This is a genomic window from Nocardia sp. NPDC101769, assembly GCF_044766925.1.
In the GTDB taxonomy this organism is placed as follows: Bacteria; Actinomycetota; Actinomycetes; order Mycobacteriales; family Mycobacteriaceae; genus Nocardia.
This window is the reverse complement of sequence record NZ_JBIWMX010000005.1, coordinates 177,226-200,410: the sequence shown is the minus strand read 5'-3', so window position 1 is coordinate 200,410 and position 23,185 is coordinate 177,226. Positions and strand designations below refer to the sequence as shown.

Annotated in this window: 23 protein-coding genes; 11 read left to right on the top strand and 12 right to left on the bottom strand. The window is 68.6% G+C overall.

Features of this window, described 5'->3' with window-relative positions; genetic code table 11:
- Positions 1–37 precede the first annotated feature (37 nt).
- From ACIRRA_RS11735 to ACIRRA_RS11725, 3 genes are all read left to right on the top strand, one after another.
- Complete coding sequence (locus ACIRRA_RS11735) at positions 38–370, top strand: hypothetical protein (RefSeq protein WP_402766401.1); 333 nt, start codon at positions 38–40, stop codon at positions 368–370.
- 71 nt (positions 371–441) lie between these two features.
- A complete protein-coding gene (locus tag ACIRRA_RS11730; RefSeq protein WP_402766399.1) occupies positions 442–1,185 on the top strand; it encodes a hypothetical protein in 744 nt (247 codons plus the stop codon).
- A gap of 1 nt (position 1,186) precedes the next feature.
- The gene (locus ACIRRA_RS11725; protein ID WP_402766397.1) at positions 1,187–1,825 is read left to right on the top strand and encodes a DUF2461 domain-containing protein; all 639 of its coding nucleotides are present in this window, start codon (positions 1,187–1,189) and stop codon (positions 1,823–1,825) included.
- A gap of 18 nt (positions 1,826–1,843) precedes the next feature.
- On the opposite strand, the gene egtD is transcribed toward ACIRRA_RS11725, so the two are convergent.
- The 5 genes from egtD to ACIRRA_RS11700 form a co-directional block, all read right to left on the bottom strand.
- Positions 1,844–2,815 (bottom strand): L-histidine N(alpha)-methyltransferase, encoded by a 972-nt coding sequence (gene egtD / locus ACIRRA_RS11720; RefSeq protein ID WP_402766395.1) that lies wholly within the window; start codon positions 2,813–2,815, stop codon positions 1,844–1,846.
- Positions 2,812–3,891: an ergothioneine biosynthesis protein EgtC gene (locus tag ACIRRA_RS11715; protein WP_402766393.1), complete on the bottom strand. Its 1,080-nt coding sequence runs from the start codon at positions 3,889–3,891 to the stop codon at positions 2,812–2,814. The genes egtD and ACIRRA_RS11715 overlap by 4 nt, the downstream gene beginning before the upstream one ends.
- Positions 3,891–5,234, bottom strand: coding sequence for an ergothioneine biosynthesis protein EgtB (gene egtB, locus ACIRRA_RS11710; RefSeq protein ID WP_402766391.1), 1,344 nt, complete (start codon positions 5,232–5,234; stop codon positions 3,891–3,893). Before egtB ends, ACIRRA_RS11715 begins: the two co-directional genes overlap by 1 nt.
- Positions 5,231–6,523: an ergothioneine biosynthesis glutamate--cysteine ligase EgtA gene (egtA, locus tag ACIRRA_RS11705; protein WP_402766389.1), complete on the bottom strand. Its 1,293-nt coding sequence runs from the start codon at positions 6,521–6,523 to the stop codon at positions 5,231–5,233. Before egtA ends, egtB begins: the two co-directional genes overlap by 4 nt.
- A gap of 135 nt (positions 6,524–6,658) precedes the next feature.
- The gene (locus ACIRRA_RS11700) at positions 6,659–7,633 is read right to left on the bottom strand and encodes a zinc-binding dehydrogenase (RefSeq protein ID WP_402766387.1); all 975 of its coding nucleotides are present in this window, start codon (positions 7,631–7,633) and stop codon (positions 6,659–6,661) included.
- Positions 7,634–7,775: 142 nt separating this feature from the next.
- On the opposite strand from ACIRRA_RS11700, the gene ACIRRA_RS11695 reads away from it, so the two are divergent.
- From ACIRRA_RS11695 to ACIRRA_RS11685, 3 genes are all read left to right on the top strand, one after another.
- On the top strand, positions 7,776–8,318 hold the full coding sequence (locus ACIRRA_RS11695) for a TetR/AcrR family transcriptional regulator (RefSeq protein WP_402766385.1): 543 nt from the start codon (positions 7,776–7,778) through the stop codon (positions 8,316–8,318).
- A gap of 46 nt (positions 8,319–8,364) precedes the next feature.
- Positions 8,365–9,552: an aminotransferase class V-fold PLP-dependent enzyme gene (locus ACIRRA_RS11690; RefSeq protein WP_402766383.1), complete on the top strand. Its 1,188-nt coding sequence runs from the start codon at positions 8,365–8,367 to the stop codon at positions 9,550–9,552.
- Positions 9,553–9,639: 87 nt separating this feature from the next.
- Positions 9,640–11,286 carry a fatty acyl-AMP ligase gene (locus tag ACIRRA_RS11685; RefSeq protein ID WP_402766381.1) on the top strand — a complete coding sequence of 549 codons (1,647 nt, stop codon included), beginning with the start codon at positions 9,640–9,642 and terminating at the stop codon, positions 11,284–11,286.
- A gap of 28 nt (positions 11,287–11,314) precedes the next feature.
- Here ACIRRA_RS11685 and ACIRRA_RS11680 read toward each other — a convergent pair whose 3' ends face one another.
- On the bottom strand, positions 11,315–12,934 hold the full coding sequence (locus tag ACIRRA_RS11680) for a peptide chain release factor 3 (RefSeq protein WP_402766379.1): 1,620 nt from the start codon (positions 12,932–12,934) through the stop codon (positions 11,315–11,317).
- Positions 12,935–13,031: 97 nt separating this feature from the next.
- A complete protein-coding gene (locus ACIRRA_RS11675; RefSeq protein WP_402766377.1) occupies positions 13,032–13,601 on the bottom strand; it encodes a TetR/AcrR family transcriptional regulator in 570 nt (189 codons plus the stop codon).
- 97 nt (positions 13,602–13,698) lie between these two features.
- Here ACIRRA_RS11675 and ACIRRA_RS11670 point away from each other — a divergent pair, with 97 nt between their 5' ends.
- A complete protein-coding gene (locus tag ACIRRA_RS11670) occupies positions 13,699–14,355 on the top strand; it encodes a lysophospholipid acyltransferase family protein (RefSeq protein ID WP_402766375.1) in 657 nt (218 codons plus the stop codon).
- A gap of 119 nt (positions 14,356–14,474) precedes the next feature.
- On the opposite strand, the gene ACIRRA_RS11665 is transcribed toward ACIRRA_RS11670, so the two are convergent.
- The gene (locus ACIRRA_RS11665; RefSeq protein ID WP_402766373.1) at positions 14,475–14,972 is read right to left on the bottom strand and encodes a hypothetical protein; all 498 of its coding nucleotides are present in this window, start codon (positions 14,970–14,972) and stop codon (positions 14,475–14,477) included.
- 178 nt (positions 14,973–15,150) lie between these two features.
- Positions 15,151–15,402: a hypothetical protein gene (locus ACIRRA_RS11660; protein WP_402766372.1), complete on the bottom strand. Its 252-nt coding sequence runs from the start codon at positions 15,400–15,402 to the stop codon at positions 15,151–15,153.
- Positions 15,403–15,829: 427 nt separating this feature from the next.
- Here ACIRRA_RS11660 and ACIRRA_RS11655 point away from each other — a divergent pair, with 427 nt between their 5' ends.
- Together ACIRRA_RS11655 and pth are read left to right on the top strand one after the other, a co-directional pair.
- Positions 15,830–16,426, top strand: a complete 597-nt coding sequence (locus tag ACIRRA_RS11655) for a 50S ribosomal protein L25/general stress protein Ctc (RefSeq protein ID WP_402766371.1) — start codon at positions 15,830–15,832, stop codon at positions 16,424–16,426.
- 25 nt (positions 16,427–16,451) lie between these two features.
- The gene (gene pth, locus ACIRRA_RS11650; protein ID WP_356995564.1) at positions 16,452–17,033 is read left to right on the top strand and encodes an aminoacyl-tRNA hydrolase; all 582 of its coding nucleotides are present in this window, start codon (positions 16,452–16,454) and stop codon (positions 17,031–17,033) included.
- A gap of 67 nt (positions 17,034–17,100) precedes the next feature.
- On the opposite strand, the gene ACIRRA_RS11645 is transcribed toward pth, so the two are convergent.
- Positions 17,101–17,622 carry a nuclear transport factor 2 family protein gene (locus ACIRRA_RS11645; RefSeq protein ID WP_402766370.1) on the bottom strand — a complete coding sequence of 174 codons (522 nt, stop codon included), beginning with the start codon at positions 17,620–17,622 and terminating at the stop codon, positions 17,101–17,103.
- A gap of 83 nt (positions 17,623–17,705) precedes the next feature.
- The gene (locus ACIRRA_RS11640; RefSeq protein ID WP_402766369.1) at positions 17,706–18,587 is read right to left on the bottom strand and encodes a DUF4393 domain-containing protein; all 882 of its coding nucleotides are present in this window, start codon (positions 18,585–18,587) and stop codon (positions 17,706–17,708) included.
- Positions 18,588–18,935: 348 nt separating this feature from the next.
- Between ACIRRA_RS11640 and ACIRRA_RS11635 the strand changes: the two genes are divergently transcribed.
- Both ACIRRA_RS11635 and ACIRRA_RS11630 read left to right on the top strand, forming a co-directional pair.
- The gene (locus tag ACIRRA_RS11635; protein ID WP_402766367.1) at positions 18,936–20,258 is read left to right on the top strand and encodes a hypothetical protein; all 1,323 of its coding nucleotides are present in this window, start codon (positions 18,936–18,938) and stop codon (positions 20,256–20,258) included.
- Positions 20,249–21,154, top strand: coding sequence for an Abi-alpha family protein (locus ACIRRA_RS11630; RefSeq protein WP_402766366.1), 906 nt, complete (start codon positions 20,249–20,251; stop codon positions 21,152–21,154). The genes ACIRRA_RS11635 and ACIRRA_RS11630 overlap by 10 nt, the downstream gene beginning before the upstream one ends.
- Positions 21,155–21,224: 70 nt before the next feature.
- Here ACIRRA_RS11630 and ACIRRA_RS11625 read toward each other — a convergent pair whose 3' ends face one another.
- Positions 21,225–23,033: an ABC-F family ATP-binding cassette domain-containing protein gene (locus ACIRRA_RS11625; protein WP_402766364.1), complete on the bottom strand. Its 1,809-nt coding sequence runs from the start codon at positions 23,031–23,033 to the stop codon at positions 21,225–21,227.
- Between the last annotated feature and the right edge of the window lie 152 nt (positions 23,034–23,185).

Here is a 23,185-nt window from a genome sequence, read left to right as displayed (position 1 = left end):
CTACTGGTGCGCTGACTGCGCGGAGAGGTGGTGCCGAATGGCCGGCCGGCCCGACGAGGACGATGCCCGCGTAATGGACGAGATCTTCGACACCGATCAGGTCTTCGACAGCGATGTCGACAACCTCGACTACGACCTCGGCGACGACGATCAGGAGGACGAGATCCGCGAGTACACGCGATTCATCACCGATCCGCCGCAGGACCTCATCATCCGCAATCGCGAGAACGACGACACCGGACGGCTCGGCATCGGAGCCGAGCTCGACCAGGAGTGGAGCCGTCGGCGGCAGCGCGAGGAGTTCGTGGCCGAGGACGACCGGCCCGCGGAGGTCGCCGCCATGGAAATCGTGGAGGAACTCGGCGATTAGGACTGTTGCGCAGCACGTCCCGCAGAGAGATATCCGGTGAAGAGGCACACCACGATCGAGGAGGGCGCGACATGAGCACGCCGCCGCACGAGCCCGGCAGGCCGTCGGACGAATCCGGCACCGGACCGGCCGACATGTTCAAGAAGGAATCCGACACGCCGGACACGCCAGAAAAGGCCCCCGACGCACGGCCCACCGACGCACCGCCCGAAGACGATGTCACCATCCGGTACATCCCGGGCACTCCCCCGCCTCCCGGTCAGCCCGACCCCACACAGTTCAATCCGGCCGCACAGTTCGAGCAGGCCCCACCGGCCGAACCCACACCGGCCCCACCGCAGTATCCGGCGGGCGGGGCGTACGGATACCCGCCACAGGGCGAGCAGCCGCCGGTCGCCTACCCGGGCGGCGGCTTTCCGCCCTACCCGAACGCTTCCTACCCCCAGGGTGCCCAGCCTCCGTACCCGCAGCAGTTCGGACCCGGTCAGCAGCCCTACGGTCAGCAACAGCCGTACGGTCAGCAGCCGTACGGGCAGCCGTATCAGCCCTATCCCGGTGGCGCGAATTTCGGTGCGCCGCCGCCGCGCAGCGGGCCGCAGACCTTCTCGATCATCGGATTCGTCTGCGCGGTCATCGCGCTCATCTTCTGTCCGCCGCTGTTCGGCATCGCGGGCATCGTGCTCGGCGTGATCGGGCACGGCAAGGGCGAGCCGCTGGGCAAGTGGGCCGCGGTCGCCTCGGGTGTGGCGCTGGTTCTTGGCATCATCATCGGGGTCGCGATCTACGGCTCCGGGGTCATGCCGAACACTAATTGACATGACCGCATTTACCGGATTCCCGTTCGCCGGACTCGACTTCTACGAGGATCTGGAAGCCGACAACAGCAAGACCTTCTGGACCGCCCACAAGCAGGTGTGGGAGGAGTCCGTCCGGGATCCGATGAAAGCCCTTGTCGCCGAGCTGGAACCGGACTTCGGCGAGGCCAAGATGTTCCGGCCGTACCGGGATGTGCGCTTCGCCAAGGACAAGTCGCCCTACAAGAATCATCAGGGCGCGGTGGTGTACAGCGCGCAGTACTCCGGATGGTACGTCCAGATCAGCGCGGCCGGGCTGCGGGTGGCGGGCGGCATGTACGCCGCCGAGACCGCCCAGCTCGCCGCGCTCCGGGTCGCCATCGACGACGAGGTGCGCGGGGCGGAGCTGGAAGGGCTGATCGCACAGCTCGTCTCGGCCGGATACCAGATCGGCGGGGACAAGCTGGCGACCAAACCCAAGGGCTACGACATCGATCACCCTCGCATCGAGCTGCTGCGGCACAAATCCCTCACCGCCGGAAGAGATTTCGGTGCGCCCAAATGGCTGAGCACCCCGCGCGCCGCCCGGGAGGTCCGGGCGGCGTGGGAGGAGATGCGACCGCTCATCGAGTGGCTGGCGGCGGTGACGGCGCAGAAGTAGCCGCCACCGCCCGCGCACCTACCTCCGCTCAGCGAGCACCAGGGCGAACCGCTCGGCGGGATCGGTCCACACCCGCTCGGTGGTGAAACCGGCTGCGTCCAGCTCGCTTTCGAGGACCTCGCGGCGGAACTTGGCGGAGATCTCGGTGCGCAGCTGCTCGCCCGCCGCGAAATCGACGGTCAGGCCGAGGTCCGGAATGCGGACGGTCATGGTCTCGGTGGCCTCCAGGCGCATTTCGATCCACTCCCGCTCGGCATCCCAGATCGCGACGTGCCGGAACTTCTCCGGTTCGAAGTTCGCGCCCAGTCGGGTGTTCAGGACATGCAGCACATTGCGATTGAATTCCGCGGTGACACCGGCGGCATCATCGTAGGCGGGGACCAGCACCGCCGGGTCGATGACCAGGCCCGCGCCGAGCAGCAGCTGCTCGCCCGGTTCCAGGACATCCCGGATGCCGCCGAGGAATTCGGCGCGCTCGGCGGGGATCAGGTTGCCGATGGTGCCGCCCAGGAAGGCGACCATGCGACGGCCGCCGCCGGGCAGGTTGTCCAGCGTGGCGGTGAAATCACTGACCACGCCGTGCACGCCCAGGCCCGGGAACTCCGCGGCCACCTCGTCCGCCGCCATCCGCAGCGCGGAAACCGAGACATCCTGCGGCACATAGCTCTTCAGCGGGCCCTCGGCCTTCAGCGCGTTGAGCAGCAGCCGGGTCTTGGCCGCCGATCCCGCGCCGAGCTCGACCAGCACCTCGGCCTGCGCGGTCCGCGCGATCTCGCCGACCACCCGTTCCAGCAGGGCCCGCTCGGTGCGGGTCGGGTAGTACTCGGGCAATTCGGTGATCTTCTCGAACAGCTCGCTGCCGCGCGCGTCGTAGAACCACTTGGGCGGCAACCACTTCGGTTCCGCAGACAGCCCCTGTCGCACATCCGCGCGCAGCGCGATCGTCAAATCCTCGTCGGTCAGATGAATTTCCAGCGTAGCCGCAGTCATGAACCAGCCCTTCCCATCTCGATATCCAGTGGTTCCACCGACACCCGCCCGTCCCGTACGCTCACCAGCTGCCGATCGGCAACCAGCCGCCACCGCGGATCGTCATCGAACGGCTCCGAGGCCACCACCACGAACCCGTCGGCCTCCAACACCGACAAGGAGTGATGCCACGTCGTCCCCCAGATCCCCGCCCCATCCCCCAGCAGCAAGTTCAACCGCGCACGGGGCGACCGCGCCAGCACCGCCCCCATCACCAACCGCAATACCTCCCCCGGGTCTCTCGCCCCCGCACCATCGAAAGCCTCGTCGTGCGAGCCTTCCGAGGTCGTGGCCGCCCCCCAGGTCCGAATCGCCGGCGCTGCACCGGAAGCCGAGGTGACGCTGATCGACGACCCGAACGCCACCGTCGCGCCGAGACTCCGCGATTCGCCGATGCCCGAATGGTCGACGCCCACTGTGGTGTCGCCGCCGACTTCGAGCAGTCCGCGCAGGATCACCCATAGGGCGGCGGAGTCGGTCAGGGACTCCGCCTCCAGGAGCGGTGGCGAATCGAATTCGGCGGCAACCGCACTCAGCACCCGCCGCCAGTCGGGGATCGCGCCGTTGTGGCTGAAGGCCCAGCGGCCGTGGGTGAACGGGGCGCACGCTGCTCGCTCCACCGGCATTCCCACTGTGGCGGAACGAATTGCGGCCAGTACTGCTCCCGACCGGATCTGCGGCAACACCTCGTCGACCGCCGGATCCGTCCAGATCGGCGCCGCATTGCGATACCGGCTGACCACCGGATCCGCTCCCGCGGCACCGGCTCCGGCCTGACCCGCCGGAACGCCAGCGGATTCCGCCGCAGCCCGGATATCCGCCGCCGTGCCGCCGTGCCAGATGACGCCGGGTCCGTGGTCGGGAGCGGCGGCATCGGGGTGGTGCCACCAGGCGACGCCGAAACCGTCGGCGTTGATGGTGCCGCCGCCGCGCATATCGCGCGGGGCCCAGGATTGGGTGCGCAGGGAATTCGGGCCACGGGTCAGGAGAACCCCTACCGGGGTGGGTGGGCCCAGGTAGGCGAGGTGACGGCACATCAGCGCTCGTCCGATCTCAGGTCCCGGGCGAGGCGGAAGCCAGCGAAGATCTGGCGGCGGACCGGGTGGTCCCAGTTGCGGAAGGTACCGCGGCAGGCGACCTGGTCGGCACCGAACGAACCACCGCGCAGCACCCGGTAGTCGCCGCCGAAGAAGACCTCGGAGTATTCCCGGTACGGGAAGGCGCGGAAGCCCGGGTAGGCCTCGAAACCCGAAGCGGTCCACTCCCAGACGTCGCCGATCAGCTGGTGGACACCGGCCGGGGACGCGCCCGCGGGGTACGCCCCGACATCGGCCGGTTCCAGGTGGTGCTGGCCGAGATTCGCCAGGGCCTCGGTGGGATCGATATCGCCCCAGGGGTATCGGCGGGAGCGGCCGGTGGCCGGATCGAAGCGGGCGGCCTTCTCCCATTCCGCCTCGGTGGGCAGGCGCTTGCCCACCCAGTTCGCATAGGCCTCGGCCTCGAACCAGCAGACGTGCACCACCGGCTGGTGGGCGCGCAGCGGCTGCATGGTGCCGAAAACCCGTCGCCACCAACGGCTCCCGGCGTCCTGCTCCCAGAACTGGGGCGCGGTCAGCCCGGCCTGCACGCGGTGCGCCCAGCCGCGCTCGGACCACAGCTCGGGCCGCTCGTAGCCGCCGTCGTCGATGAAGGCCAGATACTGCTCGTTGGTGATGGGCGCGGCGTCGATGGCGAAGGCGTCGACATGCACCGCGTGGGCGGGGCGCTCGTTGTCCAGCGCCCAGGGATCGGAGTCGGTGCCCATGGTGAATTCGCCTGCGGGAACGATGACTTCACCGGCGACCGCCACCCGCGCAACGGGGGTGGGCGGGGCGGACAGCACCGCTTCGCCGGTTCTCAGCTGGTGAGTGGCGAGCATGGTCTCGTCGTGCTGCTGCTCGTGCTGGGCGATCATGCCGAAGGCGAAACCGTCGTGGACCAGGTCATTGCCGCGTAAGGGGCTGCGGTCCAGCACATCCCACACCTTGTCCCGTACGGTGCCGACATAGTCGCGGGCCTGCGCCGGATCCAGCAACGGCAGCGCGGGCCGGTCCGCCCGCGCGTGCCGGAAGGCGTCGTAGAGGTGATCGATGTCCTGCCGCACGGGTTCCCGCCCGCCCACATCGCGCACCAGCCAGAGTTCCTCCTGGTTGCCGATGTGTGCGAGATCCCAGACCAGCGGGCTCATCAGCTTCGAGTGCTGAGCCACCAGTTCGGCCTCGTCGACGCACTCGGTCAACCCGATGGTCCGTCGGCGCGCCCGCTCGAGCGCGTCCGCGATCCGTCCGCGCAACGACTCGGTCTCCGCCCGATCCGATCCCGGCAGATGCTGAACAGTCATGAGAGAACTTCCGATTCTGTCGGGGTGCGGCCGCTGCGACATCGGTCGGCGGCGGCGGCCAATTGCTTGGCCGCCTCGGGCGTGGCGGAATGCGCGGTGGCCAGGTCGAGCAGGGCCACCGCGGCGGCCCGCAGCTCCGCGTCGGCCAGCCCGCGGCGCGCGGATTCGGACCAGAGATTCGCGGTGGAGGCGGCCAGAGCCGTTGCCTCCGTGATGATTCCGGGATCGGACAGCAGCGCGTCGATGGCATGCACCGGCACCGACCACCCGTCGCCCGGCTGCGCGTCGAGGTATCGGACCTCGAGGTGCCCGGCCGCGCGGACCGGCGGGAACAGGGTGGTGAGGTGATAGTCCAGATCCGCCCGGTCCGGGCGGCGGCCGATCTCCTCGTCCAGCGCCCCGCACAGCCAGTCGGCGAAGGTGGCCCCGGGCGGGGCCGACCAGTCACCGGCCTGCGGGTCCATCGACCGCACGCACAGCAGCGGCACGTCCAGCGCCCAGCGTGCGTACCCGGCGATCGGATCGTCCCAGTCGTGCACGGGCGGCCGGGTGCGGAGCTGGTCGAGCCGCTGCCAGGCCCGCATGCGCTGGGAGGCCCAGTCGCCGGGCGGGGCGGTGTGTAGCCCCGGTGAGCAGGCGAAAGCGGCCAGCAGGGCGGGACCCACGGCGTACAGGACCTGCCAGCGGGCGGCGATCTCGGCGGGATTCGCGCCCGCGTCGACGCTCACCTGGGTGGCGGCGGTATTGCACATCATGAGCGCGCCGAACGGGCCGATGCCGGCGAAGGACCGTTCCATGGCCCGGTAGCGCGGCAGCTGCAGCACACGAAGCGGCCGCCGAGTCGGGTCGGCGGCGGCGGAAACAGTTCGGATTTCGCGGGATTCGAGCAGCTCCCGCAGGCGTATCGCGTCTGCCCGCAAGCGCTCGCACAGTTCGGCGGCGGTGCCGAACGGGGCGCTGGACAGTTCGATCTGACCGCCGGGTTCGAGGGTGACCCGGCTGCCTCCCGGCAACGGAACGGCCGGGGAATCGGGGGAAATGGACCGTGGCGCATACGGTCCGAGAGCGTCCGCGAGGACCCTCGGGTCCGGACGCGAGTTGGTCGCCGAAAGTTCACCTTGCGCGGTGAGCCACTCCAGTTCGGCGCCGATGAGCAGCGGTGGGCCCTGTTTGAAACAGACTTTTCCGACATAAGCCTCGGCGGCGGCGCGTGACGTGAATTCGCCGCCCGGCTCAGATTCGGCCAGGCCACTGTGCAGCACATCGGTCGGTGACGCCGTGACAGCCATTGCCAACCTCCGTCTGATGCGGTCGCCGCTGCGGATCGCTCGGCGACCCAAACAAGAGTAGCGAGCGACTGTGACAAGAAATCTGACGAAATGGAGAACGCCTGCAGAGGAACAGCCGATTCCCCACCGCCGCTGTCAGGGCCCCACCGAGAGCACGATGGCCCCGATATTGCGGCGTTCCTCCAGCTCACGGTGCGCATCCGCGGCCCGTTCCAGTGGATGGCGGGCATGGATCCGGGGCCTCAGCTCACCACGGCCCGCCGCGGCCAATGCCCATTCGGCATCGCCGCGCTGCTCGGCGTCGGATTTGCGGAAGACGATCCCGAGCGGCCCGCTGACGGTCAGCCCACGAGTGCCCAGGGTGAGCGCGTCCAACTGCGGCCAGGCGCCGGAGGCGAATCCATACAGGCCGATTCGCCCGCCACCATCTGCCGCCACCGTCAACGCCGCCTCGCCGACCACGCCGCCGACCGCGTCCAGCACCACGTCGACACCGCGCCCGCCGGTCACCTCCCGGACGCGCTCCGGCCAGTCGGCGACCGTGTAATCGACCACCGCGTGCGCACCGAAATCCGCTACCGCGGACACCTTCTCACTGCTCACAGCACCGATGACGGTGTTTCCGGCCGCCCGTGCCGACTGCACCAGCATCGACCCGATCCGGCCCGCCGCCGCGGTGACGAGCACCGTCTCACCCGCGCGCACCCCCATGGCGGACAGCAGCCCGCGGGCCACCGCACCGGCCTGGAAGACCGCCAGGGCCGTGTCCATCGCGAGGCCGCCGGGCACCGCAAAGGTGTAAGCGGCCGGGGCCACGGCGTACTCCGCGTAGCCGCCCGACTGCCCGGCCGTGGTGGCGACCACCGTCGCCCCGAGCAGGGATTCGTCCACCTCCGGGCCGATTCGCACGACCTCCCCGGCGACCTCGATGCCGGGAACCCAGGGCAGGGGCCGGGGATATCGGCCCGACCGGACGATGACGTCCCCGTAGATCACGCTCGCCGACCGGACCGCGATCTCGACCTGCCCCGCACTCGGTTCCGGCTCCGGGACCTCCGTGAGGCCGAGCACCTCCGGTGCACCGAATCGATCCGCCCGCACAGCTCGCATGGCCGCGCCCCTTCCCGCACACTGAATCCGAAGTGAGACAATCTGTCTCGCTTGAAACAACTAGTCCAGTCTCCGAATCCGGTCGGCCCCCGCACAAGGATCAACCGAGCCGGTATGTCCCGACCGAGACAAGGAGTCGAAAGTGTCTCAGCCGAATCTGCGGGTCCGCCGCACCCGCGCATTGCTGCGCGAGGCCCTGGTGGACCTGATCGAGGAGCGGGGATTCGACCGCGTCACCGTCGGTGAGCTCACGGCCCGGGCGATGATCAGCCGGGCCGCGTTCTACCGGAACTATCGCGACAAATACCAGCTGGTCGAGCAGATCTTCGACGAGGCGTTCGCCGAGCTGACCGCGGCCGGCAGCGATCGGCCGCCCGGGCAGCGCTGGCAGGAATTCCTCGCCCACATCGACGCCTATCACCGGCTGTACGGCGCGCTGCTGGGCCGTCGCGGCAGCCCCTGGTTCGCCGACCGCATGCGCGCGGCGCTCGCGGCCATGGTCAGTGAGCATCTGCCCGGGCAGGGCGGCGACGCGCTGGCGTCGGCCGTCGTGTCGGCGATGTTCATGCAATCGATCGTGTGGTGGCTCGACCACGACCGGCCGTACCCGCCCGCGGAGCTCGCGGAGCGCTCGGCGTCGCTGATCGGCGCGGTGCTCGAAACCGCAGGCGGCGCAACGGGGTAGCGCGGCTACCCGGTGGGCGCTCGACGCTGTGGATAGGGTCGAACGTGTGAGAGACAACGCCACACTGGATATCGCCCGTCTGCGCGCCGACACGCCGGGGTGCCGGATTCAGGTCTTTCTCGACAGCGCCGGGTCGTCGCTCCCCCCGCGGATCGTCGTCGACACCGTCGTCGACCACCTGCGGCGGGAGGCCGAGGTCGGTGGCTACCGCGCCGCCAACGAGCGCATCGACGACCTGCACGGCGTCAAGACGGCCATTGCCGAACTGATCAATGCCGACCCGGCCGCGCTGGCCCTCAGCGACAGCGCCAGCCGCTCCTGGAGCGACTTCTTCTACTCGGTCCCACTGAGCCCCGGAGACCGCATCCTGATCTCCGGCGTGGACTACGGCAGCAATGCCATCGCGGCCCTGCAGCGCGCCCGGCAGACCGGCGCGGTCGTCGAGGCCATTCCCAGCGACGGCAGCGGGCAGCTCGACCTCGACGCCCTGGACGCCATGATCGACGAGCGCGTGAAACTGGTGTCGCTGGTACATGTTCCGACCAATGGCGGCCTGGTGAACCCGGTCGCCGAGGCCGCCCGCATCGCGCACCGGGTGGGTGCGCTGGCGCTGCTGGACGCGTGCCAGTCGGCCGGTCAGCTGCCACTCGATGTCGCCGAACTCGACGTGGACGCGCTGTCCGCCACCGGCCGCAAGTGGCTGCGCGGCCCGCGTGGCACCGGCTTCCTGTATGTGCGGCCCGACCTGGCGCTGAGTCTCGAGCCCGGCCGGCTCGACCTGCACAGCGCCGAATGGATCGCCCCCGACGACTACGTGCTCTCACCCCACGCCGGCCGCTTCGAATTCTGGGAATGCTCGGTCGCGAGCCGCCTCGGGCTGGGCGCGGCCGTGCGCTACCTGCTCGACCTGGGCCCGGCGCAGGTGTACGCGGCGATCGCCGAACGCGCCGAGTACCTGCGCAAGGCCCTGCAGGAGATTCCCGGCGTCGAGGTGCGCGACCGGGGCATCCAGCACGCGGGCATCGTGTCCTTCACCGTCGACGGCCTGGAACCGGTCCAGGTGCGCGATCGGCTGGCCGCGGAGGCCATCACGGTGACGGTCAGCCATCGCGGCTCCACGCTGCTGGATATGACTGCCAGAGAACTGAACTCGGTGGTCCGCGCCTCCCCGCACTGCTTCGTCGGCTACGAGGACCTGGATCGCTTCGTCGGGGCGGTCAGAGCCTTCGTCTGACCGGCCCCCGAAACTCCGAAACGGTTAACAGCCGCACCGGGCGCGAGGATTATTTGAGGTGCTGGTTCGGCATTTGAGGAGTCGATCGTGAGCCGATTCACCGACGAAATGTATGCCACCGCCCGCGTCTCCCGGAGAGGGCTGGTGACCGGTGAACCGGATGCGCCGGTGCGGCACGGCTGGGGCCGGATCCATGACATCGCCCGCCACATGGCCGGCGGCCTGGCCGCCGCCGGCATCGGCCCGGGCGACTCGGTGGGGGTGCTGGCCGGCATGCCGGTGGACATCGCGCCCGCCTGCCAGGCGGTGTGGATGCGCGGTGCCTCGATCACCATGCTGCACCAGCCGACCCCGCGCACCGATCTACAGGTGTGGGCGCACGACACCGAGACCGTCCTGGGCATGATCCAGGCGCGGGCGGTCATTCTGGGCGCGCCGTTCGAGATCGCGGAACCGCTGCTGCGCGAACGCGGTATCACGGTGGTGACCATGGCGGCCATGCGCGCGGGCGAGCCGATCGAGCCGGTGCCGACCGGCGAGGACGATATCGCCCTGCAGCAGTTGACATCCGGATCCACCGGGTCGCCCAAGGCGGTGCAGATCACGCACGGCAACTTCGTCGTCAATGCGCACGCCATGTTCGATCGGGTGAAATTCCAGCTCGACGACGACGTGATGATCAGCTGGCTGCCGCTGTTCCACGACATGGGCATGGTCGGATTCCTCAGCGTGCCCATGCAATTCGGGGCGGAAGTGGTGTGCGTGACCCCGCTGGACTTCTTGACCCGCCCCATCCTGTGGGCCGAATTGATCTCGAAGTATCGCGGAACTGTCACCGCCGCACCGAATTTCGCGTATTCGCTACTGGCCCGCCGATTGCGCAACGCGGCCGACGGTTCGGTCGATCTGAGCAGCGTCCGCTACATGTGGAACGGCGCGGAACCCGTCGAGGCCGACACCATGGACGCACTCGCCGAGGCCGGAAAACGCTTCGGCCTCAACGCCATGGCCCTCACCCCCGTTTACGGCATGGCCGAGACCACCCTCGCGGTCTCCATCCCCGATCCGGGCCTCGGCCAGGTCCTCGACGTCGTCGACGCCGACCTGCTGGAGGCCCTCGGCAAGGCCGTCCCCATCCGCGATCCGGAACACCATCACGGCGGCGTGCGCCGTCTGCCGACCCTCGGCCACCTGGTCGACAACCTCGAGGGCCGGGTCGTGGACTCCGAGCGCCGGCCGCTCCCGGTGCGCAGCGTCGGCGTCATCGAATTACGCGGCCCCGCAGTCACGTCCGGCTACCTCACGGTGGACGGCTTCCGCGCCGCGCAGGACCCGCAGGGCTGGCTCGACACCGGCGACCTCGGCTACTTCACCGAGGACGGCCTGGTGGTGGTGTGCGGCCGCCTCAAGGACGTCATCATCATGGCGGGCCGCAATATCTTCCCCACCGACATCGAGCGAGCGACCCTGCGCGTCAAGGGAGTTCGCCCCGGCAATGCGGTAGCCGTGCGCCTCGACGCCGGGCAGAAACGCGAAAGCTTCGCCGTCGTGGTCGAATCCAACGATCACCAGAATTCCGAGGAGGTTCGCCGCATCGAGCACGACATCGTGCACGCGGTCTTCTCCGAGGTCGGGGTCCGTCCCCGCAGCGTCACCGTTCTCGGCCCGGGCGCGCTGCCCAAGACCTCCTCCGGCAAGCTCCGGCGCTCGGCCACCGCCACCCACCTCGGCTGAACTACACCGGGATGGGCTGCGGCACCGGCTATTCCGTTCCGGCGACCAGGAGTTCGAGGGTGAGCTTCGGCATCTCCTTGGCGATGTACTGCAGCCGCCACTTGTCGCTGAACAGCGCGAGCAGCACACCGTCGGTGCGGGTGAAGACCTCGACGCCGCGCTGACGGTTCAGTTCTTCCGCCGATTCCGCATCGGTGCGCCGGGCCAGCTGGTATGGCAGGTGATCGAGCTGGGTCTCGACATTGAACTCGGATTGCATTCGGGCCGTGACGACTTCGAACTGCATGGGGCCCACCGCGGCCAGCACCGGCGACTGGTCGCCGCGGGCGTCATTGCGCAGCACCTGCACCACGCCCTCGGAGTCGAGCTGGTCGATGGCCTTGCGGAACTGCTTGTACTTGCCCGCGGTCTGGGCCCGCAGCGTCGCGAAGTGCTCCGGCGCGAAGGACGGGATCGGCGGGAACTCGACCTTCTTGTCCACGAACAGGGTGTGCCCGGGGGCCAACGCGGTGGCGTTGACCAGACCGACCACATCACCCGGATACGCGGTGTCGACCGTGGTCCGCTCGCGGCCGAACACCGTCAGCGCGTACTTGGTGGCGAAGGGCCGCCCGGTCTGCGCGTGGGTCACCACCATGCCGCGCTCGAACTCACCGGAGACGATGCGCATGAACGCCAGCCGGTCGCGATGCGCGGTGTCCATGCCCGCCTGCACCTTGAAGATGACGGCGCTGAACGGCGCGCTGGTCTCGCGCGGATCGCCCTTGATGTCCTTGCGGCCGCGCGGCGGCGGCGCGAGCTCGACGAGGGTGTCGAGCAGCTGGCGCACACCGAAGTTCAGCATGGCGGAGGCGTAGATGACGGGCGAGGTGTGCCCGGCCAGGAAGAGTTCCTGATCGTGGTCCTGCCCCGCGGCCGAGAGCAGTTCGCTCTCCTCGGCGGCGGTGGCCCACACATCGCCCTCGCGCGCGGCGGCCTGCTCGGGCGTGAAGCGCTCCTCGGGGGCGATGGTCGCGCCGCCCGCGGTGCGGGTGAAGTGGATGTACTCGGTGGGCGCGCCCTCCTCGCCGCGGCGCAGCAGGCCGCGGAAGTCGCCGGCGATGCCGACGGGGAGGAACAGCGGGGTGGGGGTCAGGCCGATGCGCTCGACGATCTCGTCCAGCAGTTCCAGCGGCGCCTGGCCCGGGCGGTCCCACTTGTTGATGACCGTGATGACCGGGATGCCGCGATCGCGCGCGACCTGAAAGAGCTTGAGCGTCTGCGGTTCCAGGCCCTTGGCGGCGTCGATGAGCATGACCGCCGCGTCCACGGCGGTGAGCACGCGGTAGGTGTCCTCCGAGAAGTCGGAGTGGCCGGGGGTGTCCACCAGGTTGATGACGCAGTCGCCGTACTCGAACTGCAGGGCGGTGGAGCTGACGGAGATACCACGCGCCTTCTCCATCTCCATCCAGTCGGAGACGGTGGACCGGCGGCCGGCCTTGCCGTGGATCGCGCCCGCCTCGGAGATCATCTTGGCGTGCAGCGCCAGCGCCTCGGTGAGCGTCGATTTACCCGCGTCCGGGTGGGAGATCACCGCGAAGGTGCGCCGCCGCGCCGCCTCGTCGGCCAGCCGACCGGCGGTAGCTGAGGTGGCAGTCGGGGAACTCACGGGGGACTCCTTTTGTGCGGACGAGGCAACCGCCCCAGGGTACGCGACCGGCCCCTCTGCTCGACCGGCCGGTCCGGCGCACTCCGGGTCCGGCGCGCTATGCGCAGGTTTGCCCTGCGAGGTGCCGGGCGACGGCTCGGGCGACCAGCGCTTCGATATCGGTGCCCGGCGCGATCGCCTCGATGCTGCGATTCGCGACCACCACCGCGATGCCGTGCAGCTGCGTCCACAGACTCAGGGCCCGCTCGTCCGCGCCGTCGTTCACACACTCGTCGACCAGCGCCCGCCAGCGCGCGAACATGGGCAGGGTCGTGTTCGCCCGCAGGTTCTCGCCGGCGCCCTCCAACAGGTCATGGCGGAACATGAGGGTGAACATCTCCGGCCGCGCGTTCGCGAAGCCGATGTAGACCAGGCAGGTGCGCCGCACCCGGGCCTGCGCCGTATCACCCTGCACCGCATCGATTTCGGTCCGCAGGTCGGCGTAGCCGCGCGCGGCGATCGCGGCCAGCAGGGCACTGTGGGTGGGGAAATACCGCCGGGGGGCACCGTGCGAGACCCCTGCCTCACGGGCGATGGCGCGGAGGCCGAGCTCGCCGGCGCCGACCTCCTCGAGCAGGGCGACGCCCGCGGTCACCAGTCGTTCCCGCAGCGACTCGAGCGCAGTCATGCGTCACATTCTCCCCACAAGGGTAGACAGTGTCTACTCGGGTCCGGTAGGAACAGTGGGTAGACATTGTCTACGGCCACGATTCGAGAGGCTTTCCATGTGGTACTGGCTACTGAAGCAGGTATTGGTGGGGCCGGTGCTGCGACTCCTCGGGCGACCGAAGATCGAAGGGCTGCACCATGTTCCGAAGGACGGCCCGGTGATCATCGCGGCAAACCATCTGGCCGTGGTGGATTCGTTCTACCTGTGCCTGGTGCTGCGCCGCAGGGTCACCTTCATCGCCAAGCAGGAGTACTTCACCGGGGGCGGGATCCGGGGCCGCATCAATCGCTTCGTCATGAATGCCACCGGCCAGGTGCCGGTGGATCGCAGTGGTGGCACCGCGGGATCGGATTCACTGGCCGCCGCGGTCCGCATTCTGGAATCGGGCGGCATCTGGGGCATTCACCCGGAGGGGACCCGCTCACCCGATGGCCGCGTCTACCGGGGACGCACCGGCGCGGTCCGGGTGGCCATGCAGACCGGCGCTCCTGTCATACCGGTCGTGTTGTCCGGCACCGATCGGGTCAATCCGCGCAATCGGCGCTTCCTGCGCCCGGCCAAGGTGGGCATCTCCTTCGGCCACCCGCGCCATATCCCGCCCGCCGATCAGCCGGCCGTGCGGCGGGCCACCGACGAGCTCATGGCGGATATCGTGCGCCGCTCCGGCCGCCCGTACGTCGATTGCTACGCGGCCACGTTCAAGGCCGCGTAGCAGGTCGCCGACGCCGCGTGATCGATAGGACCGCGTATATCGAGACGGCCCGGTAAACAGAACGGCCGGTGGCCCGGACCCCCGCGCGGGTTCCGGGCCACCGGCCGTCAGCCAGAACGTCAGCCCACCTGGGAGGAGGTGCCGTTCGAGGTCGAGGCGCCGAGGCTGCTCAGGAGGTTGCCGATCAGCGGGATCAGCGAGCCCGCGCTGCCGGTTCCCGTCGTGGTGGTGGTCGTCGAGGGGTCGGAGACGGTGACATCCACCGGGCCGGAGGTCGGCACCGACTGGGAGCCACCGCTCAGCACCACCCACAGGTGATGCGAGCCCGAGGTGGCCGGGGTCCACTGCACGGATGCCTGGGTGGAGCCGGACGAGGTCGCCGAGCCGACCGACACCGTGGTGTTGGAGGCGTTGGTGTCGTACACGTTGGCGGTGACGCCGGGAACGCCGGTGATGACATTGATGGTGTACGCCGTGCCGGTCTGGAAGTTGCTGCCGACCACGGTCATACCGTTATTGGAGGTGTCCGCGGCGGCGAACGGGGCAGTGAGGGCGACGGTGGCGGAGACGGCGGCGATGCCCACGGCACCCAGACCGAACCGGCGGATGTTCTTCATGAATCTGTTTCCTTACTTCGAAGACAAGCTACTCAGCGTGCCGATCAAATTGCCTAGCACCCGAGTGGCGTCTCCGCTACCGGAAGCGGTATTACCGCGGAAAGCGGTGACGACCCCTCGAACCGGTCTCGACAGCGAGGCGAACAGATAACCGACCGCCGGTTCAGTCCGGTTTTCGTCAGCCGACCGAGGAAGCGCTGCCGCTGGACGTCGAAGTGCCGTGACCGCTCAGGGCACCCAGGCTGCTCAGAATGCTGTTGATGAGCGGGCCCAGGGTGGTCGAGCTGCTGCCGGTGCTGGTTCCTCCCGAGTTGGACGGGGGGCAGTTGGCATTCGTGTCGGCCGCGGCGACCGGAGCGGTGAGAGCGACGGTGGCGGAGACGGCGGCGATGCCCACGGCACTCAGACCGAACCGGCGGATGTTCTTCATCAAACTGATCCTTACTCGGAAGACAAGCTACTCAGCGTGTCGTTCGAATTGCCCGGCGCCGGAAATGGGGGCGCATTTCCCTATGACGCAAAGCACTCCCCGCGAGGCGGAGTGATGCGAAATGATAGTGTGTCAGATTGCCGGAAACAAGAGTGAAAATGTTTCCCCGTGCAATTCCCGGGAACGCACCCCCAGCACCCGGCGGTCGAGGGGGTGCCGCAGAGCCGTTCCGGCCGCGTGTTAGAGTCTTCAGGTTGTCTCGGCGAGGGTGTGGCACCCAACTGCCCACCGTGATCGACGCGGCTCGGCCTATACGGCCGTCCATGTTGGTCTTCGCCGACAAGCAGACCAACCTCAGCCAGGGCGGCCCCGTCGCCTGGCGACACGCTGACATTACAGCCGGACGAGCCGTAGGGAGTAGACAGTCATGTCCGACGCCAACCTTCTCGAAGCCACCGTACGCACCGAGTTCGGCAAGGGCGCTGCCCGCCGAACCCGCCGCGACGGCAATGTCCCGGCCGTGCTCTACGGCCACAACGAGGAGCCGCAGCACCTGTCGGTGAACGCCCAGGCGTTCGCTGCCATCCTGCGTGAGCACGGCACCAACGCCGTCCTGAACCTCGACATCAACGGCAAGAAGCAGCTGGCGCTGACCAAGTCGGTCGTCGTCCACCCGATCCGCCGCTACATCGAGCACGCCGACCTGCTGATCGTGCGCCGCGGCGAGAAGGTCACCGCCGACGTGAACGTCACCCTGGTCGGCGACGCCGCCCCCGGCACCCTGGTCACCCAGGACGCCACCACCCTCTCCATCGAGGCCGAGGCCCTGAACATCCCCGAGTCCATCGAGGTCTCCATCGAGGGCGCCGAGGCCGGCACCCAGATCCTCGCGGGCGCCATCGCGCTGCCGCAGGGTGTCACGCTGGCCGGTGACGCCGAGGCCCTGATCGTCAACATCATCGCCGCCCCGGCCGCCGCCGAGGAAGCGGCCGCGGCCGCTTCCGGAGAGGCCGCCGCGGAGTAACTCCCTACTCCCACAACGGTTCTCGATGACCGAGGCAACGGCCGGGCCCGCGCTGGTGGTCGGTCTGGGTAATCCCGGATCCGAATACGAGCGCACCCGGCACAATGTCGGTTTCCTGGTCGCCGATGTGCTCGCGGAGCGCGTCGGCGGCCGTTTCACCGTGCACAAGAAGTCCGGCGCGGATCTGCTCGAGGCCCGCCTGGACGGGCGCAAGGTGCTGCTGGCCAAGCCGCGCACCTACATGAACCTGTCCGGGCGGCCCGTCGCGGCGCTGGCCAAATTCTTCTCCGTGCCCGCCACCGAGGTGATCGTCGTCCACGACGAGCTCGACCTCCCCTTCGGCGCCATCCGCCTCAAGCGCGGCGGCGGCGAGGGCGGGCACAATGGGCTGCGCTCCATTTCGCAGGCCCTCACCACCAAGGATTATCTGCGCGTCCGCTTCGGCATCGGGCGCCCGCCGGGCCGCCAGGATCCCGCCGACTACGTCCTCAAGCCCTTCTCCGCGTCGGAACGCAAAGAGGTTCCGGTGATCGTCGAGCAGACCGCCGACGCGGTCGAGCTGCTACTGCGCGTGGGCTTGGAAACCGCGCAGAACCAGTTGCACTGACGCGCAACGCATTCGGCGCCCAGCGATAGCGACACGTTCGGCGCGATGAGCCCACGGCCCGGTGCCGTCAGCCGATTGCGCCCGTCCCGTCCGAGCCGGGTTCGGTGCGGGGCGTGTCGGCGGGTTCGCGGGCGATCAGCCCCCAGCGGCTCGAGGTCAGGCGCAGGCTGGGCAGATCCGACAGAGACAGCACCACCTCGTAGGTGCGCTCGTATCCGGTGTGCGCGATGCGCCACTGCCCATCGTCGCAGCGGACGTAGCGGTCCGAATAGAACGCCGCGCCGCGGAGCAGCATGTTGTGCCCCGGGATGAGGACGGTGTCGGCCAGGTACCAGGTGCCGGTCGCCTCGTCGCCGTGAACGTCGATTTCCGGGTGGTCGCAGCGGTGTTCGGTGATGACGTGCGGGCCCAGGGTGTTGCGCATGAAGGCCAGGAAGGCGTCGCGCGATTCGAACTGGAGGTACTCGCTGTAGGTGGCGGTGGCCTCCGGAATCATCGTGTCGGCGAACTCCTCCCACGCCTTCGTGTCGAGCGCGCGCAGGTAACGGAACTTCAGCCGGCTGATCGCCGCGACGGCATCGGAATCCATACCTTCAACCATCCCATCAGGCGTAGGAAACCTTCAGGGATCGGCACAGATTTGTACCGGATCGCTATCAGCCGGATACCGACTCAGCCGTTGATGCTGAAGCAGGTGTTGCAGAAGTCCTCACCGAACTCGGTCAGTCGCAGACTCTTTCGCACGATCTTGGGCACGCGACCGGCCTTCTTCAGCGCCTGCTCCACGACCGGCTGCACCTCGAGCACCATGTATCGCGACAAAACAACCGGATCCTCCGAGGTCATGGTGAGGCCAAGGCGGTTCAGATTGATCAGGTAGTGCCGGGCACGGTCGGGGTAGCGGACGCCGGACTGCTCCGGAACCGAGGTCAAGTCCCCTGCGACCAGCTCGGAACCGATGCCCAGCGGCCGGTTGGTACGGACATCCACCGATGGCTGCGGACCCTGCAGCGCCATGAAGCGCAGGATGCGGGCCTCATCGGGGGCCAGCTGATCGAGGATGCGGTCGTAGGCCGGGTGCACATCCTCGGTGAAATAGACGTCGGCCGACCGGGCCAGCAGCGCGTCGCCGCGCCGGCGCAGATCCTCGTTCGTGACCGAGCGCACCAGGCCGTTGGTGATGGCCGGCGGCGGCGCGCCCATGGGAGTCGGTACATAACTGACGATCTCGCGCACCGAACCCTCGGTGACGCCGAGCGCGCTGCGCGCGATGGACCGCAGCGCCGCCCCCGTGCGCTCGGCGATATCGGCCGACGACTCGCCGTCCAGTGCGGCCTGGGTCAGCTGTTTGGTGATCTCGAAGCTGGTGCCGACCGCCCACTCGGTCCCCCGCACCGCGGTGCCGACCGCCAGACCGGCGGCGCGGAAGGCCCCGCGGATCAGTCGGGCCTCATTGCTGATCTGCCGCTTCTCCACATCCGAACTGCGTTCCACGGCACGGGGTCCCGGACGGGCCACGTCCTGCCCCGGGATCCTGTCTTCCGCCACGTCCATCTCCGAATATCGCCAGGTGAACACAATCGTCCACAGATTATTGCCCCCGACGGACCTTCGGGCACGTTGAACCCGCGAGCCAGACGAAGGTTACCCCAGTCCACGTCCGCCGCAGAGCGACGCACATGACCCCCAACACAACTCGCACAAGGCACGATATGGATGTGGTCCCCGTCATTCTCGTGCGCCCGTCGAGAGACAGGGACATCGAGCCCGGGCAGTGTGACCGAGATCTCCGACTCAGACACTCCGCCGCTGGACTCGCTTACTTAATAGCCAGTAAGGTCCGAACCGCCGAGGGGTTGTCAACGCCAACGGCGGTGCGTTGCGGGTCGGCAGGAGGGTGTCGTGCTGGAAAGTGTCTTTGGGGTGCGTCCGACCATCCTCTTGGAATTGATCACCATCCCGTTGTTCACGGGTGTGATCGGCTATATCACCAACTGGACCGGTGTGCTCATGCTGTTCAAGCCGATCCGCTTCCACGGGTTTCGGCTGCCGGGGCTGGCTGCGCTGTTTCCATTGCTGCCCAAGCGCATTCAGGTGCTGCCGTTGCTGCAGTACGACGGCCGGATCGGCTGGCAGGGGATCGTGCCGTCGCGAGCGGACAAGATGGCCAGCATCGCGGTGGACAAAGGGCTGGCGAAACTGGGCAGCGTCGCGGATTTCTATCGGGAACTGGAACCCGACAAGCTCGCTGAACACTTTGTTGAAATTGCGGACCTTCAGATTCGCGACATTGTCGAGGACATCCTGAAGCGCGAACATCCGCAGCTCTGGTACAACCTGCCGACCGGTCTGCGCGAGATGGTCCACAGCCGGGTACGCGAACAGTTGCCCGATATTCTCCGGGAACTCACCGATGAACTCGGAAAGAACATCGATCAGCTGCTGGACGTCAAGTCGATGACCATTCGCTACTTCCAGGCGCGGCCGCAGATGCTGAACTCGGTGTTCCAGGTGCTGGGCGCCAAGGAACTGCGATTCATGCAGAATTTCGGCTTCTACTTCGGTGCGCCCATGGGTCTGGTGCTGGTCGCCATCCTCCACTTCACCGGCTGGTCGTCGCTGGTGGTGCTGCCGGTCGGCGGGGTGATCATCGGCTGGGTGGTGAACTGGATCGGCATCAACCTGATCTTCGAACCGGCCTACCCGAAGTGGTGGTGCCCGTGGCGGCAGGGCCTGCTCATCAAGCGACAGCCGGAGATCACCGAGGGGTACGCGGCCCTGGTGGCCAGCGAGATCATGACGGTCGCCAATATCGGCGACGAGTTGCTCAACGGGCCGCGCGCCGACCGCACCATGCAGATGCTCCAGGACACCCTCAAGCCGGCGGCCGACCGGGCGCTCGGACCGGCCCGGTCGGTGGTCAAGTTCGCCCTGGGCAGCCGCGAGTACGACTCGCTGCAGGACACCTTCACCTCGGAGGCGATGACCATCGCGCCGATCGCCTTCGCCGACCCGGCCTTCAATGTGCAGCAGGGCAAACAGGTGCAGGAGTACATCGCCAAACAAATGTCGGCGCTGCCCCCGCCGGAGTTCGTGGACATGCTGCGTTCGGCCATCAAACAGGACGAATGGCTTTTGTTTGTCCATGGTGGCGCGCTGGGCCTGCTCGCCGGTTACGCTCACCTCCTGATCTTCGGAACAGGAGTGGCCACCTCATGGATATGACCGACTCGTCCACCGGTGCGCGCGCCGAATCAGGTTCGGGCGAGGACGATCCCGCCGATACCAGCACCGACATCGCTGTTCGCGAGGCCGCGCCGCTGCCGGTGCCGGTCGACACCACCGAGCGCCGGGGCGCGGCCGGGCCCGTGCGCGCCGCGACCGGAGTGGTGCGAGTGGCGATGTCGGCCGCGGTCGAGGCGAGCTTCTGGAGCCTGCACACCGCGCTGGGCGTGACCTCGGTGGTGCTGCGCGGCAGCATGGCCGGGCAGCCGCCGCGCGAGATCCTCTCCGATGCCGGTGCGCAGGTGCGGCATTCGGTCCGGCAGGCGCTGGGCGTGACCGCGCCCGAGGCCACCGAGATCGCCCCCGAATCCAGTCCCGCCAGCGTGCTGCGCGCCCGCGGCGCCGAATTGCTGCGCCGCTCCGCCGATTTCCACACCGAGGACGACAACCACCATCACACCGCCTACGCCCGCATCCTGGGCGAGCTCGCGCCCGACGAGGCGCGCGTGGTGCGGCACCTGTACCTGGACGGGCCGCAGCCCGCGGTCGAGGTGAAGACCGGGCGGACCGCCTACCGTGGCGTTTTCAACCTGCTGGGCGAAGATGCGGCGCTGCGGTATCCGAACCGGATCAACGAATATCTGACGAATCTGGACCGGCTGGGCCTGATCGACATCACCCGCGAGGCCCTGGGAAATCCGAACCGCTACCAGTTGCTCGAGGCCATGCCGGAGGTGCGCCGCCTGCTCAGGCGGGCGAGCTTCGGCACCAAGGTGATGTACCGGACCATCGAATTGACCTCGTTCGGCGCGGGATTCACCCGCACCTGCCTGCCCGTCCCGTCGCTGGACTCCCCTGCCTCCCCGGGACTTCAGCGGGCGGCCGGGGAGCCGTAGCTCCCCCGCCTCCCCGAGACTTCAGCGGCACGGCAGGAATAACGGTTTGGCCGTACCCGTTCGATCTTCCTCACGCGTTGTCGGCCAGTTCGAGCCAGCGCTCTTCGGTGGCTTCCTTTTCCGTCTGCACCTGCTTCAGCTCGGCTCCCAGCGTGACCAGCTTGTCCGGCTCGGTGGCCGCCTCGGCCAGGGCCGCGTGCAGCTTGTCCTCGCGGTCGGTGAGTTTTTCCAGGGCCCGTTCCAGTTTGGCCAGCTCCTTGCGGGCCGCGCGGTAGGCGGCCGAATCCGTCGCCGGGGCGGTGGAATTCGCGGCGGCCGGGGCCGCGGCCTTGACCGGAGCGGCCGTCTTGCCCGCGATGAGACCGGCCCGCTTGCGCAGGTACTCCTCGATGCCGCCGGGCAGGTTGGTGAGCTTGCGGTCGCCGAACAGCGCCCAGGTGGAGTCGCAGATGCGCTCGATCAGGTAGCGGTCGTGGGAGATCACCACCAGGGTGCCCGCCCAGCCGTCGAGCATGTCCTCGAGCTGCTGGAGGGTGTCGATGTCGAGGTCGTTGGTGGGCTCGTCGAGCAGCAGCACATTGGGCTCGGCCATCAGGATGCGGGTCAGCTGCAGGCGGCGGCGTTCGCCACCGGACAGGTCGCCGACCGGGGTGCGCTGTTTGGCCGGGGTGAAGCCGAGCCGCTCGGCGAGCTGGCCGGCGCTGATCTCCTTGTCGCCCAGCATCATGCGCTGTGCCACGTCCTGGACCGCCTCCAGCACCCGCATGTTCAGCGGCAGGTCGTCGAGTTCCTGGCGCAGCCAGCCGATCTTGACCGTCTGGCCCTGAATCCGCTTGCCGGACTTCGGGTCCGCGTCGCCGGCGAGCGCGCGTAGCAGCGTGGTCTTGCCCGACCCGTTCACGCCGACCAGGCCGACGCGCTCGCCCGGGGCGAGCCGCCAGGTCAGGTCGGTCACCAGTTCCCGGCCGTCCGGGGTGGCGAGGGTGGCGTCCTCGAGCTCGATCACCACGCGGCCCAGGCGCTTTCGCGCGAATGAGGCCAGCTCGACGGTGTCGCGCGGCGGCGGCACATTCGCGATCAGGGCCTCGGCGGCCTCGATGCGATAGCGCGGCTTGGAGGTCCGGGCGGGCGCGCCGCGGCGCAGCCACGCGAGTTCCTTGCGGGCCAGATTCTGGCGGCGGGCCTCGCTGGCGTCGGCCTGGCGGACGCGTTCGGCGCGGGCGAAGATCCAGTCGTTGTAGCCGCCCTCGTAGGTCTCGACCCGGCCGCCCTGCACCTCCCAGGTGCGGGTGGCGACGGTGTCGAGGAACCAGCGGTCGTGGGTGACGACCACGAGCGCGCTGCGGCGGTTCAGCAGGTGCTCGGCCAGCCACTGCACGCCCTCGACGTCGAGGTGGTTGGTGGGCTCGTCGAGGACCAGCAGGTCGAGGTCGCGGACCAGGGCGGCGGCCAGGGCGGTGCGGCGGCGCTCGCCACCGGAGAGGTTGGCCACGGGGGTGTCCATGCCGAGGTCGGCGATGCCGATGCCCTCGACCACGGTCCGGATGCGCGGGTTGGAGGCCCATTCGTGTTCGGCCACACCGTCGGTGCGCTGATCCTCGGCCAGGCCCGCGAGCACGACCTCGCCGACGGTCGCGCCCTCGGGGAGCATGCCGCGCTGGGTGACGACGGCCATACGCAGGTCGCCACGACGGCTGACGCGCCCCGAGTCGGGTTCTTCTATTCCGGTCAGCACTTCCAGCAGCGTGGTCTTGCCACCACCGTTGAGACCGACGACACCGATTCGCTCCCCCTCCTGAACCCCGAGGGAGATGTTGTCGAGCAGCGGCTTGACGCCGAAGCTCTTGGAGACCGCTTCCAGGTTGATCAGGTTGGCCACTGGCCTGTCCCGCCTCTCCGTGCCATTTGCCGAACCGTAAGAGCCTACGCAATACCGCCTCCCCGGGCCTTCAGCGCCCGGTTGAGAGCCGCTGACCGTTAGGCACGCGTGCCGGCGGTTGGGAGCCGAACCGACTTCGGACGTGCCCCAGG